Source organism: Aeromonas allosaccharophila (genome assembly GCF_016026615.1).
Classification (GTDB): domain Bacteria; phylum Pseudomonadota; class Gammaproteobacteria; order Enterobacterales; family Aeromonadaceae; genus Aeromonas; species Aeromonas allosaccharophila.
Genome location: NZ_CP065745.1, coordinates 2,487,681 through 2,502,347, shown reverse-complemented (window position 1 = coordinate 2,502,347; position 14,667 = coordinate 2,487,681). Strand labels below are relative to the sequence as shown.

Below are 14,667 nucleotides of genomic sequence, written 5' to 3'. Positions count from 1 at the left end.
TGGATAGCAACAGTGGTCGAACCGGGTTTCGAGCCTCGCCCTGTTATCTACATTTCCGGGTGGTCATCGGCAGCCGGCTTCCTTGCAAGGCTGGGCCAATTAACCCATTGCTTTTCATGAGAAGAATTGACTTTTACCAGCCCCTTGTCAATTGCCATCAAGCCGCATTGCCACACATCTCCATTAAAAAATGCGGCCTGTTGGCAATCGATGGCGGCGAGCTCCAACCAGACGTTTTGCTGGCATTTTTCACTGAGCTGAATGGCTCCCGACAGGGCGAGGTAGCAGAGGTCAAACAGGCCATTGTGATCGAGTGCGGTGGCCGCTTTGGGCAGGAAGGGGTGACTGACAATCCCGAGGCTGATCCGGCGATCCAGCGGATAGCTGCAAGGGAAGGCGGCGATGGCCGTCAGCAGGTCTCCCGCCAGTTGATGCAGGTTGGTGACGTGGCGCTGTGGCACCACATAGAGCATGTGCCCTTCCCGCAAGTCATAGATACGGCCATCTTGCGGGGTCAGGGTATCCATATAGGCACCGAAGGCCTGCTCGATTTCACTGCTGGCCTGATAGCCGTGGCGCTCCAGCGTGTTGACCAGGAAGGGCACCCGGAACAGCAGATAGTGCAGCTTGTCATCAAACTCGCTGGCGTGTTGTTCACTGAGATACCAGCGATCCGATTTCAGCTGGCGCTTTGCCATCTCCCGTGGCCAGCGGTTCATCAGCCGCTGCCAGTTGGCCAGCCCCGAGCGTGGCTCGATCAGCAGGGCCTCATTGGTCCGTTTCAGTTGCAGGCGAGCGGTGCGCAACTTGAGCCAGAGGGTGAAGAAGAGGTAGATAAAGAGCGCCAGCAGCAGGCTGGTGGTGATGCTCGACCAGAGATAGCGCTCCTGCTGGTGCTGGCTGTTGCTCAGGCGCTGTTCCAGCTCCTTGATATGCTGCACCCGTTCGACCTGAACATAGTTGTCGCGGATCGCCGCCTGCTCCATGGCCAGCTCCTGCTGGCGCACCTCTTCGCCAAGACGGTGGAAGCGCTTGTAGCTGTCGAGGGCCTGGCGCAGATATCCCTTCTGCTCATAGGCGAGGGAGAGCAGGCGGAAGACCTCGTACTGACGGCGGGTATCGCCGAGCTGGTTGGCCAGCGCGCGGGCGTTCTCCAACTGCAGGATGGCGATGGCGGCCTCCTGTTTCTTCAGATAGAGCTCGCCGAGTAGCAGCAGGGTATCGATCAGCGGCTCTTTGGCATCACTCAGTTCGTGGGACTGACGGGCCGCATTGAGGTAGTTGCTGGCCAGCGACAGGTTGCCGCTTTGCAGGTAGGTCTTGCCGATTTCGTATTTGAGCAGGGAGGCCTGCGGCCGGTTGCTCCCCTCATCGAGCAGGTCCAATGCATTGAAGAAGTAGACCAGCGCCATATTGAGGTCGCCCTGCTCGCGGTTGAGTCGCGCCAGCACCATCAGGGAGTCGCACAGCAGGGAGGGGTTGCCGATGGAGTGGAAGTAGTTGGCTGCCTCATTGGCATACTGCAGCGCTTTCTGGGGCTCCTGCTCCTGCTGGTAGAGTTTGACTATCTGGTTCGACAGCAGGCCGAGAAAGAGCGGGTCGTTGAGACTTTTGGCCTGTTGCTGGGCATCGATATATTCCCCCAGCGCCAGCTGTGGCTGCTGCAGCGCGCGATAAAGATCGCCGCTGATGGCGCTGACCCAGGCACTGGCGAGGGGATTGGGGGTCTTGGCTGCCCAGATCCGCGCGTCTGCCAGATGGGCCTTGGCATCATCGAAGTGCTGGTTCTCGATGTCGTAGCTGGTGCGTTGCAGGCGGCCATAGATCTGCAACTGGCTCTGCTTGAGAGCGGGGACGGCCAACTGCTCGTCCAGCTGAGCCATCAGGGCGCGGCTGGTGCTCTGGTTATCCGGTTTAAGGGCCTGACTGCGGATCTTGAGATAGAGGCCGTGAGCCTTGAGTTCCGGTTGCCGTTCTTTGTCGGCCAGTGCCATCGCCTTGTCGAGCGCTTGCTGGGTGGCCTGATACTGGCCAAGTTGCAGCAGACACTCCCCTTTGAGCAGATGGGCACCTATGGTCTGGGCCACAGTGCTGTAGCTCAGAATGGGTTCGCGATAACCGAACTCCTGACGATTGCTGATGATTTGCTGGGGATTATTGGCTGCGCGCGCCAGGAAGGCGGTGGTGATCTGGACACATCTGGCAGGATCGGCCAGGACCATCGATTGCGCTTGTTGCAGATCGATAGAGAGTTGCTCCTTGTCCAGATCCAGATTCGGAGCTGACAGGGAGGACATCATCATGGCCAGAAAAAACAGTTGATTCATTGGATTAAGGACGGCGCAGAGGTGTTGGCATGTTATCCAAGCCCCCCCCTGCGAGTCCAGCGTTTACTGTGGTTTGCAGGTGGCCAGCAAGTGGGGTTCGTCTGGATTTTATTATCCAGCGCCCTCATTCTTGCCATATAAAGCATCGATTGAAACCTTCTGGTGCACAGTACAGAGGGCAGTGTGCCTGCCCTCTCAGCCGCAGCTCACGTTTATTGGCGGATCAGGCGCAGGTTGGCGGGCACTGCTTCGAAATCGGTGCGGAACGGGTTGATGTCGAGGCCGCCGCGGCGGGTGTAGCGGGCATAGACGGTCAATTGCTCAGGCTGGCAATAGTGTTTGAGGTCGATAAAGATCCGCTCGATGCACTGCTCGTGGAACTCGTTGTGTTGGCGGAACGAGATAAGGTAGCGCAGCAGCTTCTCCCGATCGAGTTTCGGCCCCTTGTAGCGGATCAGCACGGAGCCCCAGTCCGGCTGGCTGGTCACCAGACAGTTGGATTTGAGCAGGTGGCTGTGCAGGGTCTCTTCTACCTGCTCGCTGCCGGCCGCCCCTTGCAGCAGGGTCGCATCAAACTCGTAGTGGTCTACCTCGATATCCTGCTCGTCGATGCAATCGCCGGGCAGCAGGGCAATCTGGTGCGGTGCCTGATCGAGGGGGAACAGGGTCACCTTGACGGTCTCACCGGCGCAGGCGCTCAGATCCTTGGTCAGCATGGCGGCGACCGCTTCGATGGAGTCGCAACGGGTCTGGTTGAACGAGTTGAGGTAGAGCTTGAAGGATTTGGATTCGATCAGATTCGCACTGGTGGCCGGAATGGTCACTTCACCCACCGCCACCATCGGCTTGCCCTTGGCGTTGAGCCAGGAGAGCTCATAGAGGGTCCAGACATCGCAACCGGTAAAGGGCAGATCATCGCCCAGCTGGAGGTCATCCCGGTTCAGGCTGCGGGGAACCGGTTGCAGCAGGGCGGGGGTGTACTGGCTGATGTAATCGGATTGCTGGCCCAGGCTCAGGCCGGTCAGGGCGCTGGCCCCGGCGTATCTATCTTGTTTGCTCACAGGGTTGCTCACGTAATCTGCTCATGATGAGTGGAATAAAACGGGCCATTGCAGGGCCGGATGGTTGCAGCCGTTTGGCTTGGGCGTTGGCCTCTCGGTATTCCAGGTTCTGTATCCCGGGTCGTAAGGTCGGCTGGCAACCTTGTCTGTTACCGGGTTTGGTGGTGCAATAGCGGACTTTGCCAGCAATTGTGGGGATTTTCGATGTCGGATCAAGTTTTGTCTGCCCTGGAGCACTTTTTTGCCCGCTGGCAACGGGATGGCGAGGCCAGACGAGGCCTGCCCCTGTGCGAGTGGGAGGCGGACTGGCGTTCCCCCTGCCAGCTTGGTGAGCCCGCCGATGGTCGGGTGGCCTGGCGCCCTCACCAGCGTTCCGAGCCTGCCGATTTTACGGCCATGGCCGATGCCCTTGAGCTGACGATTCACCCCAGCGCCATCGCCCTGTTCGGGCACTGGTTCAGCCGCCCCATCCCCTGCCTTTTTAAGGGGTTGCGCCTTGAACTTATCCTGCCGTGGAACGACGCGGATCTCGATCTGCTCAAGGAGAACCTCATCGGCCACCTGCTGATGCTGCGCAAGCTAAAACGAACCCCCTCCATCTTTATTGCCACCACCCGCAACGAGATGACGCTTATCTCGTTGGATAACGAGAGTGGTCAGGTGTGGCTGGAGTGGCTCGACTCCGGCCGCCGGTTGCCGCTGGCAACCTCTTTGTCAGCGTTTCTGGAACGGCTGGAGACATTGCCGCAATAGCGCCTGTTCGAGCCACCATCGCTTGGTGGAACAGACATTGAAGCGAAAAGAGCCTTGCCATGCGGCAAGGCTCTTTTTATGGCGTCGCGTGCAGGGAACGCGCTTAATCCTTGAAATCCCAGGAGAGGTTGGAGACCAGGCGGCAGCTGTCGCATTTGAAGTCGAAGATCTCGTGCAGCGGCTCGGCCAGTGCCCACTCACCGTCACAGCTTGGGCAGGGGCGCGCCTTCTCGTCGGCGGCGCTTAGCCCGCCCACCCGGTAGAGGTAGTAGTAGGTGGGGATGCCGCTCAGCACTTCCAGCCGCTTGGCGAGATCGCTGCCGCGCCGGTAGAGGCGGCTGCCCACGTCGCCGATTTCGTGCAGCGCCGCATGTTCGGCGATGGAGCCGTTCATCTGCAACTGATCACACGCCTCCCAATCCTCTTGCCACTTGATGATCTGTTTCTGATCGCCGTTGGCGACAGCGGGCAGTTGGTAGAGCGGAATGGGGGCGAAGTGGTCGCCACAGCGCAGCGGCGAGCAGGTATGCAGGAAGCTGGTGTAGAGCAGCATCCAGCTTGGCCGTTCAGCCTGCTCGCCGCAAGGGTCGGTGCTGTCAGAGAGCAGATCCGCTCCCTGCAGCTGCAGTTTTGGCGCCAGCAGCCCGGCCTGATTGAGTTGCTGTTCGGCCAGTCTGACCTGATCGCTCTGGTTGTCCGGGTGCAGGCTATCCTGCTCCGGGCAGACCACCCGGCTGACGAAATAGCCCTCATGCATGCTGGTGGGAAACTCCCGCCCGAGGATCTGGCCCTGATAACGCAGCATGTCGAGGTAGTTGACGATGGCCCGCTCGGCGTCGCCAAGGGAGGTGTCGCGGTAGCACTCAAAGCAGAGTTCGACGATATACATGGCTCAGCGCTGCCCCTGCTGGATGAGCAGGTCGGCTAGGCGATCCACCTTCTGTTCGATGCGTGCGAGCTGCTCGGCGAGTTGCTGCAGGGTGAGCGCCGGCGCTGGTTGGGGCGCCGCTTCCGGCAGGCTCTCGCTCTCGGCGGTCGCGACGGGCTGCTGCTTCCACTGGCTCAGCACTTTCAGCAGCTCGGCCATCGGCACGGGTTGGGTGAGGCGGGCCTTGATCATGGCGGTGGTGGGCGTCAGGCCCTTGGCGGCCAGCTCGTTGGCAATTCGGATGATCTCGTGGGCGGACATAATCATGCTCTGGGTGAGAAGGAGGGATCGCTATCGGGGCGGGATCTTAACCAAAGCTGGCAGGGGAGGAAAGGGGTGGGCGGCTTAGCGGGGCTGGCGCAGCATCACATCGAGCTGGTCGATCGCTTCACACCAGTCGGAGTCGTGCCACAGGGCGTCGCGCAGAAAGCTGGCCTGGGCGGCGCTCCAGAAAGTCGCCTCCGGCAACAGGGTTTCATTGTCGAGGTGATGGTCGTGCACAAAGCGGTGCAGGCTCAGCTCGTCGTTGGCCATCCCGAGTTGGGCAAACAGGGCTGGCAGATCGTGGACAAGGGGTTCCATCTCGTCTCTCCCTTTGTTTAATACCTGAGATTATAGACAGGCATAGCCTTCGGGCGCAGAGACGAGATTGGGGATCAGGCAGAGGGGATGCGGTGAGGTGGCAGATCAACGCCGACGACGTGCAGCCCCTGCATCTTCAGGGTGCCCTGATAGTGGCTCTCGCCGTCGCTGGAGAATTCAAACTGATAGTGGGTCAGCAGCCGCAGGGGATTGCGGGCCAGCTCCCGCCGATTACGGGCCAGCGACAGTAGTTGCAGATCATGGTGCTGGCAGTAGCGGCGCATATATTGCCAGGCCACTTCTGCCTGTTGGCGTTGCAGCCAGAACAGGCCGGCAATGGCAATCAGCAACAGAATTCCGAGCATCTCTCCCATAGGCGGGCTTCCTTATCGTGATGTCGATAACCGGGAGTCCTGCTCGGCACTCCCGATCTCCATTTCTATTTCCCGCCGTGTTGCCTCGTGGCGTGAGGATGAGGCGAGGGATCAGGCCGAGGCAAACAGACGGCCGATGGCCTTGCCCAGCGCCTCGCTGCGGTCGGGGTCGCGCAGTCTGGCCAGCATATCATTGCGCAGGGCAGGTAAAGTGACCAACTCGGCAAAAACCTGATTGAAGAACTGGGTCGGTTGCAATGCCAGCTGTTCCAGATAGTGGCTGAGCAGATTGGCATCTTTCAGATCGGGCCAGAGTCGACCGGCGATGGCAAGCAGCAGCGCCGGGCTCGGCTGGGTTTGCAGCAGGGTCAACAGCTTGTTGGTTCGCAGTGTGCTGCCGGGACAGGAGGCCATGGCGCGGCAGAGGTAGGCCAGGGTCTCTGGGTTGGGGGCGGCGCACTCCTGCTCCTTGCCGATCCGCTCAAGCAGGGCTCCCTGTACTGCAGGCGGCAGCGGGGCGTTTTCAAGGCTCTGGCAGAGGGCATAGAGCGGCTCTTGCGGCAGCTTGGGCAGCGCCTTGCACACCAGCGCCAGATTGCGTTCATCATGCAGTCGCTCGGCCAGATCGGCAAAGCCCTGCAGTCCCAGCGTCTGCCAACCTGTGTCGTTGGGGGCGGCCAGATAGTGGCAGAGGGCATCGTAATAGGCGGAAGGGGCCTGCTCCAGCTGGCGCGCCAGCTTGGCGTGCAGACTGGCCATCTTGGCCTCCGCCGGGCGGAAGGTGTAGGGGTTGTCGGCCAGGCGTTGGGCCTTCTCTTCATCGAGATCGCCGGTGAGCTTGTAGCCCAGGGTCTCCACCACCTGATCCATGAACAGCTTGGGGCCGTTTGACATCAGCAGGCCGCGCTCATCGAGGGCGAACTTGAGGAACCAGAGGTAGTGGCGAGACTCGCTCGGCTGGAAGAAGTGCACACCCAGCCAGGCGTGCTGTTGCAGCGGCCAGGGGTAGGGCTCCTGCTGCTGTTCGATGCGGACAAAGGTGTCGCTTGCCAGTGGCCGCACCTGGCGGCCCATGTCAAACAGCTGGAACTGGGTGCCAGCCTGAGTCAGAAATTCGGTCAAGGTATTGATGGCAGTAGGCGTCGCAGACATGGTGAGATCCGGCTAATGGTGATGCGGGCCGATTATAAGGCCCTTGCCGAGGATAGCCAGTGGCAGCAGACGCGCGCTGCGGCAGATATCAACATGGCAGCCATGCGGGGGGCGGTGTATAGTATCGCCCTTTTTTAACGGCGGCAGGCCGCGCTGGCTGCCGTGTATGTCGTTGACCCGGCTGAATCGCCGGTGCTGCGCGACTGAATGTATCGGCATCCTGGCTGACCCTGTCGGGTCAGCGGATCAATCTGTGGTTATGAGGAAGAGAGCGAGATGAATCAATATTTGCTGGTAGCTGGCCTGTTGGGGGAACTCACCGCCGAGTTGCAGCGCCTCGAGCGCTGGCAAGCTGACCATCCCGGTGACGAAGCCCTGGCAAGCACCCTGCCTTTTTGTGTCGATACCCTGAGCTTTGATCAGTGGCTGCAGTTCGTGCTGATCCCGCGTATGGAGCAGCTGGTGATGTTGCAGGCGCCGTTGCCCACCAGTGTCTCCCTCTATCCCATGGCCAGCGAAGTGTACAAAGAGGAGCTGGCTGAGGTGGAAGCGCTGCTGCGGCTGATCGCCCGCTTCGATCTGCTGCTTTCCGGTAAAGTGATCGAACAATGATGCCAGAGCAAACGCGAGAAGAGAGTGACCTGAAGCTGACCCTGCTCTATCAGGATGAGTGGCTGGTGGCAGTCAACAAGCCGTCCGGCCTGCTGGTGCACCGCAGCTGGCTCGACAAGGCCGAGACCCGCTTTGCCATGCAGATGACCCGGGATCTGATCGGCGGCCGCCATGTCTATCCGGTGCATCGCCTCGACCGTCCCACCTCCGGCGTGCTGCTGTTTGCGCTCGACCCGGTGATTGCCCGCGCACTGACCGAAGCCTTTACCCAACGTCAGGTACACAAGGAGTATCTGGCACTGGTGCGCGGCTGGGCGCCCGAGCAGGGGGTGATCGACTATCCCCTCAAGGAGCAGCTGGACAAGATTGCCGATGCCATGAGCAACCCGGATCGCCCGGCGCAGGATGCCGTCACCACCTTCCGTCGCCTGCATCAGGTCGAGCTGCCCCATGCGGTCTCCAAGAAGCACCCCACCAGTCGCTACAGCCTGGTCAGATTGTTCCCGAAGACTGGCCGCAAGCATCAGTTGCGCCGCCATATGGATCACCTGTTCCATCCCATCGTCGGGGACACCACCCACGGGGATGGCCGTCACAACCGCTTCTTTCGCGAGCACTTTGGCTGTGAGCGGCTGCTGCTGGTGGCCCGCACCCTGAGCTTTACCCATCCGGTGCTCAAGGTGCCGATGCGGATCCAGGCACCGCTCGGTCAGGATGTGCTGCGGCTGTTTGCCGAGCTGGGCTGGCCCGCCAGCGAGAGCGACTACTAAGCGCCTGATCCTCGGCCCTGAACGGGTGGCATCTGACGCCAGCTTGCTGATAGAGTTGCTCAAAAGAGTGACTAAAGCAGGGAGAGGAGAATGGCACAGATCGATATCGTAGTAGGGAGTGTCTACGGCGCAGCCATGCTGGTGGCCGAGACCCTGGCAGATGAGTTGGAACGCAAGGGGCATCACTGTACCCTGCACGAAGAAGCACAGCTGGCGGACATAGACCCCGGCCGTTTTTTATTGCTGGTCAGTGCCACCACAGGGCAGGGGGACATTCCGCCCAATCTGCAGCCCTTTGCCAGCGAACTGGCTGACAAGGCACCCTGGCTCAAGGGGCTGCGTTATGCCCTGATCGCCATGGGTGACAGCAGCTATGAGCATTTCTGTGGCGCAGGCCGTCGGCTCGACGGATTGCTGCAAGAGCTGGGGGCCACGCGAGTGATTCCCCCGCTGGAGCTGGATGCCACCGTGCACGATGAACCCGAACAGGTGGCACTCAGCTGGCTGAAAAGCGTGCTTATTCCCTTGTCAGATCATTAGCAATGACTCTTGCTGATTTTATTAATGTGGGAGATTGTGAGTCCCCGGTAGTGTGGAGGCGATAAATCGCAAAGCCATATTCTGGCAGTGTGCACGTATCACTTAGCTGGACAATGTTATTGTCATACAAATCAAAGACTGATTTGTCTGCCAATTGTGATGGCAAAGTGATCGTGCTTTGGCCTGCGGATGCATTTATGATGATAAATACAGTATCATGTTGATGTGTTTTACTGTAAATCAGCGTCTGACTATCAGATAAGAGCCAGTCCATATTATGGCTGCTCATTGCTGGTGTATTTTTACGAAGAGCAATCAGTTTTTTCATGTGCTGTAGCAGGTCTCGATCCTGCTTAGCCAGATCCCATTCCATACATGCTCTATTAAGCGGATCTGAGCCACCTGTCATCCCTATTTCGCTACCATAATAGATACATGGCGTGCCTGTCTGGCTCAAAAGAAATAAAAATGAAAGTTTCACTCTGTTTTTGTCGCCATGACACAAATGAAGAATTCTTGGTGTGTCGTGGCTATCTAAAAGAGAAAACATAACTTCATTGACATTGATCGGGTAGTTAACAAAAGCCTCATTAATAAGGTGCTTAAATGTTTTTGCATCAATGCTCTGATGTGCGAAAAAGTTTAAAATCGCTTCAGCCATCGGATAGTTCATAACCGCATCAAACTGATCGCCTGTTAACCAATTATGTGCGTCGTGCCATACTTCGCCCAAAATAAACAATTCTGGCTTTAATCGTTTCATTTCGATTCTAAAACGTCGCCAGAAATGTTGATCAACTTCATTGGCAACATCTAGCCGCCATGCATCAATATCAAATTCACGTATCCAATAACGTCCCACCTCTAATAAGTGTTCAATGACATCTGGATTTTCTGTATTTAATTTTGGCATTCCCGTAGAGAACGAAAATGATCGATAATTCAAACGTTCTTTATTTAGAGTGGCATTGTTATTTATTAAAGGAAAATCATCAATGTAAAACCAATTATAGTACTTTGATTGAACACCATTTTTAATTACATCCTGCCATTGAGGAGACTGTTCTCCCAGATGATTAAAAACTGCATCTAGCATGATCTTGATGCCGCGGCGATGAGCCTCTTTGCAAAGAGATTTTAATGTTTCTATATCACCAAAGTGAGGGTCGATAGTAAAATAATCGATAGCATCGTACTTGTGATTGCTGGGGGCCAGTGTTAATGGTGTGAAATAAATACCATTGATACCAAGAGCCTCTAAGTAATCCAGATGGTCGATGACGCCTTGCAAGTCACCGCCAAAGAAACTTTTGTTCGCGGGAATCATTGATCCCCATGACTGAGCCTGTGGAGGTGATAGAGTCGGCATCCCATTCGCGAAGCGTTCCGGAAATATCTGGTACCAGACAGTATTTTTAACCCATTCAGGAGGGGTGAACACGTCAATAGCATTAAGATATGGGAAACAATAGAAGTTAACAAGCTGATCCAGAGCTGGGTCATCTGAGAGATTAGAAAGTGGAACAATCCTCTTTTCACCGATTAAGAGTGCTTCAGTGTTGCTTTTAACTATAAAAGCATAACGACTACGATAGAATTCAGGGGTGAATTCACATAGCCAGTAATCGTGGAGTTCAGTTTCACACTCTTTTTTCATTGGATAGTTCCGTCCACCTAACCATCCGCTAGCGCCTTCGTTATTTAAATTCCCCCCCCCCCCTGACTTGCCCAGTCAAAAGGATCTCCTGCACGCAGGAATACTTCTGTTACCTCACCCTTTGCCGTGCGCAATCTCATATGGAGTTGATTGCTACTATATGCATAGGACATATTTGTATGAGAACGATGAAAAATAGCTGCGCGAGTGATTTTTTTGTCCATGAAAAGTCTCTTATTCTAACTACTTTATAAATTGATTCTGCATAGATATAGTGTGGGCTAAAATATAGCCCACACTATATTGTTATTTTGTGGTTAGCCACACAGCAGCTTCGAGTGGTCTTAGCTCATCTGAGTAGCTTGGTGTTGGATAGTTTGTTAGTAATGGCTCTAATGTTGCCAAGTCGTCTTTATGCACAGGTATAGTTAAAGGTGTGGTGGTCAGGTTAGCCATGACGATCAAGGTTTTTCCCTGCCATTGACGGCTGTAGCAGATATGGTTTGAGGTATCACTACCGAGCATAGTGAAATCCCCCTCGCGAATAATATCTAGTTTTTTTCTGAGAGAGATTAATTTGCGATAGCAGTTGAATACCGAGTTATCATCATGTTGTTGATTGGAGACATTGATTGAATGGTAATTTTCATTCACCTGGATCCAGGGGGTGGCAGTGCTGAAACCGGCATGGTTAGTATCATCCCATTGCATGGGGGTTCTCGCATTATCTCTGCTAATTTTGCTGATTCTGGTCAATACTTCTGATTCGGTTGCATCATTGATATGGCTGTTAAAGTAGTTTTTAGCCTCTATGTCACGAATCTCAGAAGGGTGCCATTGGCGATTGGTCATACCCAGTTCTTCGCCTTGGTAAATAAATGGCGTTCCTTGTTGCATGTGTAGAATAATTGCCCATTGCTTTGCACTTAACTCTCGCCATTGGGGGGTATCATTACCAAATCTTGATACGGCTCGAGGTAGATCATGATTGGATAAGAACAAACTATTCCAACCTTGGTTGCGTAGTTCACATTGGTTTCTGGTAAACACATTCTTGATTGTCTTTATATCGATGTGAGATTGCCATTTATCATGGCCGAATCCCAAGTGCTCGAAGTTAAACACCATAGAAAATTCATCCCCAGCGGGAGATGAATAGCTCTTCATGTGTTCAAGGTCTGCTGACCATGTTTCGCCAACAGTGATAATATTCTTGCCCCCAAAAGTGGAGTGGTTCAGCTCCTTGATGTAATCATGCAGGCGTGGGCCATTGCTCATGCTGCGAGTCGGCCAGTTTTTGCTGATCATATCGATCACGTCGAAGCGGAATCCTTTTATGCCTTGGTCTAGCCAAAACTGTACGACTGCAGCCATAGCCTTACGTACATTTACATTATCCCAGTCTAGGTCTGCCTGTGTAATATCGAAATTATGCAAATAGTACATATCAAGTGCAGGTACATATTCCCAAGCATTACCACCAAAAATGGATGTCAATGGGTATTCATTCACGAATTGCTGATCTCTAAATACATAGAAATCTTGATAGTATTTGTCTCCTGCCAATGCCTTTTTAAACCAGGAATGTTCGGTAGATGTGTGATTGGCAACAATATCCATCATGATGCCTATGCCTAGCGTTGCGGCCTCTGATATGAGTGCCAGCATATCTGAAAAGAAACCAAATGCTGGATCAATATCATGGTAATTACTAATGTCATAGCCATTATCCCGCTGTGGAGATGCATAAACCGGGGTAAGCCACAGCATATCAACACCTAACTGTGACAAGTAACCAAGGCGAGATCTGATACCATTGAGATCACCAATTCCATCCCCATTACTGTCTTGGAAGCTGCGTGGGTAAATCTGATAGATAACACTATTCCGTTCAGTTTTCATGGAGACCCCTTGGTTCAAATTTATTAAGTTAAATGTAGTGATAAATTATTCATGGTTACAGATATTTAACTTTGGCAATTGTAATTGATGTCAATTGAAAATCATAAGTACTCATTGGTTTGAAAAGGTTTGCAGTCTGTTGTAACTCATCATTCTGGGAGCTTGATCACAACATCAGTATTCCATAGAGATATGTGATTTTGTGGTTGTGCTTGCAGAAAAATAACCTGTGATGCAATTGACTTCAGTAGTGGTTAAATATCAAGCATCATGAAAGCGATTTCAATCATAGAATTGGTTTATAAATCGACAAAAATAATGAGCAACGTGATTGGTTGGCTCGGGATTGATATCGTTTTCAAAGGCTTTGTTATTGCGCACATTGCATTGATTGTGGTGCGCGCTCGTGATTTCTTGCGCTATGTTGGTGTTTTATTGCTTTTTTGGTCTGTTATTTGGTTTTTGTCTTTGTGATGTCCGTCACTTTTATAATGAAGATTGGAAATGTATAGTGCCCCCCAAGTTCACATCACGTAATAAGCAATCAAATGTGAACAACTATAAAAATGAATTCTTATGGTTTTAATTTTTCGTGATTTGCTATATCTACTTCCTATTAAATGGAGTTAATGATGACTAACAAAAGTGTAATTGCTACTGCAGTGGCTTCAGTTTTATTTACTGGGTGTGCCTTTGCTCAAGATGCGGTTAAAGGTACTGATGTGTTGAAAGATGGATGGGAGGTTCATGGTTATGGTTCCATGAACGTAAGAAACATCGATGGGGAAACGGTAGATACCGAATTTGGTAAACCAGACTATAAAACTGCAGGTACTCATGGCAAGAGCACCAACCAGGTGGAGTTTTCTCTGAAAAAACATACCGAGCATCAAAATGGTGCATGGTCTGATTTTGTACTGCGTTCAGAGTATGGCAACGGTAACTCCTATGCTTATTCCTCCGATGGTAGCCAGAAGAAGAACGATGAAGCCCAATTTGAAGTGAAAGAGGCCTTTGTCGAAATCGGTGGTCTCTCCTTCCTGGGGGATGATACGTCTGTTTGGGGTGGTCAGCGTTACCTCAACCGTGCTGCAGGCTTGCTCTCGGGTGAATACTGGAAGCAATCTTCTGGTGTGGGCACCGGTGTACAGACCAAAATTGCCGGTAACACGGCAGGCGTTGCCATGGTGATGGCTGATCCTGATGCGGGGGCGTTGCCGTATAGTGAGGCCGCAATTGCTGCAATAGATAAGAATCCAAACTTAACCAAAGATCAAAAGAGTGCGTTAAAAGGACAGTATCGCAATACTGAACGCAGTACTTTGACCAGCTACGATTTTTATTACTATGGGGTTGATGTCGGCTTCGGTAAGCTTGATTTCGACTTCAAATATATGAAGCAGGCCAACAAAGACAGCGATAGTGAGGATGGTATTGGTGCCGGTGTGACCTTGAACACCAACTATTACGGGCTGGATGGTTGGGCGCAGAGTGCCGTTGCGTATGGTAAAGGTGTGGCTCAGAACCGTGGCCTCAACTTTGGTAGCTGGTCCGGTGGTAACGATAAAGCCGAGTCCATTTTTGCAACCACCTATGGTGTGTGGAACATCTCTGACCGTTGGCAGATGGGATCTGAAGTCACCTATTTTGGCGCGCTGGATGAGCTGTTTGGTGCTGAGGATTTGTCTCGCTTCCTGGTTGCCGTTCGTCCTTCTTACAAGATCAACGATAACCTTCGCGTAGAGATGACCGGTTCATATGGTCAGGAGAAAGGTGCAGAGGGTTATTGGGGCCGAACTGGCGATGCAGTAAAGGGTGAGTACTATAACGTAGAGCTGGCTCTGCCGATCACCGTCAATGCTGATTACTTTGGCCGTCCGCAAATTAAACCTTATGTCAGCTATATCGCTGCTGATGATGCCGCCAGTGCCAGCACTATCGGTATCAAAGATGGCAAAGATGAAACAGTTGTTGGTGTTCATACCGAAATTTGGTTCTAAGAAATATGT

At 53.6% G+C, this 14,667-nt stretch carries 16 protein-coding genes; 6 read left to right on the top strand and 10 right to left on the bottom strand.

The window, feature by feature from the left end; translation table 11 throughout:
* Nucleotides 1-47: 47 nt before the first annotated feature.
* Both I6G90_RS11210 and queF read right to left on the bottom strand, forming a co-directional pair.
* Complete coding sequence (locus I6G90_RS11210) at nt 48-2,327, bottom strand: tetratricopeptide repeat protein (protein WP_139408053.1); 2,280 nt, start codon at nt 2,325-2,327, stop codon at nt 48-50.
* 212 nt (nt 2,328-2,539) lie between these two features.
* Complete coding sequence (queF, locus tag I6G90_RS11205; RefSeq protein ID WP_197927530.1) at nt 2,540-3,388, bottom strand: NADPH-dependent 7-cyano-7-deazaguanine reductase QueF; 849 nt, start codon at nt 3,386-3,388, stop codon at nt 2,540-2,542.
* 204 nt (nt 3,389-3,592) lie between these two features.
* On the opposite strand from queF, the gene syd reads away from it, so the two are divergent.
* On the top strand, nt 3,593-4,141 hold the full coding sequence (gene syd / locus I6G90_RS11200; RefSeq protein ID WP_197927528.1) for a SecY-interacting protein: 549 nt from the start codon (nt 3,593-3,595) through the stop codon (nt 4,139-4,141).
* Between the two features lie 103 nt (nt 4,142-4,244).
* Here the strand turns inward: syd and I6G90_RS11195 are convergent, their stop codons facing one another.
* The 5 genes from I6G90_RS11195 to I6G90_RS11175 form a co-directional block, all read right to left on the bottom strand.
* Nucleotides 4,245-5,030 (bottom strand): Zn-ribbon-containing protein, encoded by a 786-nt coding sequence (locus tag I6G90_RS11195; protein ID WP_197927527.1) that lies wholly within the window; start codon nt 5,028-5,030, stop codon nt 4,245-4,247.
* A gap of 3 nt (nt 5,031-5,033) precedes the next feature.
* The gene (locus I6G90_RS11190; protein WP_197927525.1) at nt 5,034-5,330 is read right to left on the bottom strand and encodes a DNA-binding protein; all 297 of its coding nucleotides are present in this window, start codon (nt 5,328-5,330) and stop codon (nt 5,034-5,036) included.
* Nucleotides 5,331-5,414: 84 nt separating this feature from the next.
* On the bottom strand, nt 5,415-5,651 hold the full coding sequence (locus I6G90_RS11185) for a DUF2789 family protein (RefSeq protein WP_058052218.1): 237 nt from the start codon (nt 5,649-5,651) through the stop codon (nt 5,415-5,417).
* Between the two features lie 74 nt (nt 5,652-5,725).
* The gene (locus I6G90_RS11180) at nt 5,726-6,025 is read right to left on the bottom strand and encodes a DUF3301 domain-containing protein (protein WP_042657215.1); all 300 of its coding nucleotides are present in this window, start codon (nt 6,023-6,025) and stop codon (nt 5,726-5,728) included.
* Between the two features lie 111 nt (nt 6,026-6,136).
* A complete protein-coding gene (locus tag I6G90_RS11175) occupies nt 6,137-7,177 on the bottom strand; it encodes a DUF3549 family protein (RefSeq protein ID WP_042081113.1) in 1,041 nt (346 codons plus the stop codon).
* Nucleotides 7,178-7,453: 276 nt separating this feature from the next.
* Between I6G90_RS11175 and I6G90_RS11170 the strand changes: the two genes are divergently transcribed.
* The 3 genes from I6G90_RS11170 to I6G90_RS11160 all read left to right on the top strand — a co-directional run bounded on the left by I6G90_RS11170 (nt 7,454) and on the right by I6G90_RS11160 (nt 9,099).
* Nucleotides 7,454-7,789 carry a YqcC family protein gene (locus I6G90_RS11170; RefSeq protein ID WP_005358652.1) on the top strand — a complete coding sequence of 112 codons (336 nt, stop codon included), beginning with the start codon at nt 7,454-7,456 and terminating at the stop codon, nt 7,787-7,789.
* Nucleotides 7,786-8,559, top strand: coding sequence for a tRNA pseudouridine(65) synthase TruC (truC, locus tag I6G90_RS11165; RefSeq protein WP_042058416.1), 774 nt, complete (start codon nt 7,786-7,788; stop codon nt 8,557-8,559). The genes I6G90_RS11170 and truC overlap by 4 nt, the downstream gene beginning before the upstream one ends.
* Before the next feature lie 90 nt (nt 8,560-8,649).
* Nucleotides 8,650-9,099 carry a flavodoxin gene (locus I6G90_RS11160; protein WP_197927523.1) on the top strand — a complete coding sequence of 150 codons (450 nt, stop codon included), beginning with the start codon at nt 8,650-8,652 and terminating at the stop codon, nt 9,097-9,099.
* On the opposite strand, the gene I6G90_RS11155 is transcribed toward I6G90_RS11160, so the two are convergent.
* From I6G90_RS11155 to I6G90_RS11145, 3 genes are all read right to left on the bottom strand, one after another.
* Entirely contained in the window at nt 9,077-10,756 is a 1,680-nt protein-coding gene (locus I6G90_RS11155; RefSeq protein WP_197927521.1) for an alpha amylase N-terminal ig-like domain-containing protein, read from the bottom strand. The two genes, I6G90_RS11160 and I6G90_RS11155, sit on opposite strands and share 23 nt — an antisense overlap.
* Before the next feature lie 44 nt (nt 10,757-10,800).
* A complete protein-coding gene (locus I6G90_RS21405) occupies nt 10,801-10,980 on the bottom strand; it encodes an alpha amylase N-terminal ig-like domain-containing protein (RefSeq protein ID WP_197927519.1) in 180 nt (59 codons plus the stop codon).
* Between the two features lie 82 nt (nt 10,981-11,062).
* A complete protein-coding gene (locus tag I6G90_RS11145) occupies nt 11,063-12,658 on the bottom strand; it encodes a glycoside hydrolase family 13 protein (RefSeq protein WP_197927517.1) in 1,596 nt (531 codons plus the stop codon).
* A 318-nt stretch (nt 12,659-12,976) separates the two neighbouring features.
* Here I6G90_RS11145 and I6G90_RS11140 point away from each other — a divergent pair, with 318 nt between their 5' ends.
* The gene (locus I6G90_RS11140; protein ID WP_197927515.1) at nt 12,977-13,132 is read left to right on the top strand and encodes a hypothetical protein; all 156 of its coding nucleotides are present in this window, start codon (nt 12,977-12,979) and stop codon (nt 13,130-13,132) included.
* Between the two features lie 158 nt (nt 13,133-13,290).
* A complete protein-coding gene (locus I6G90_RS11135; RefSeq protein WP_197927513.1) occupies nt 13,291-14,658 on the top strand; it encodes a carbohydrate porin in 1,368 nt (455 codons plus the stop codon).
* Nucleotides 14,659-14,667 lie beyond the last annotated feature (9 nt).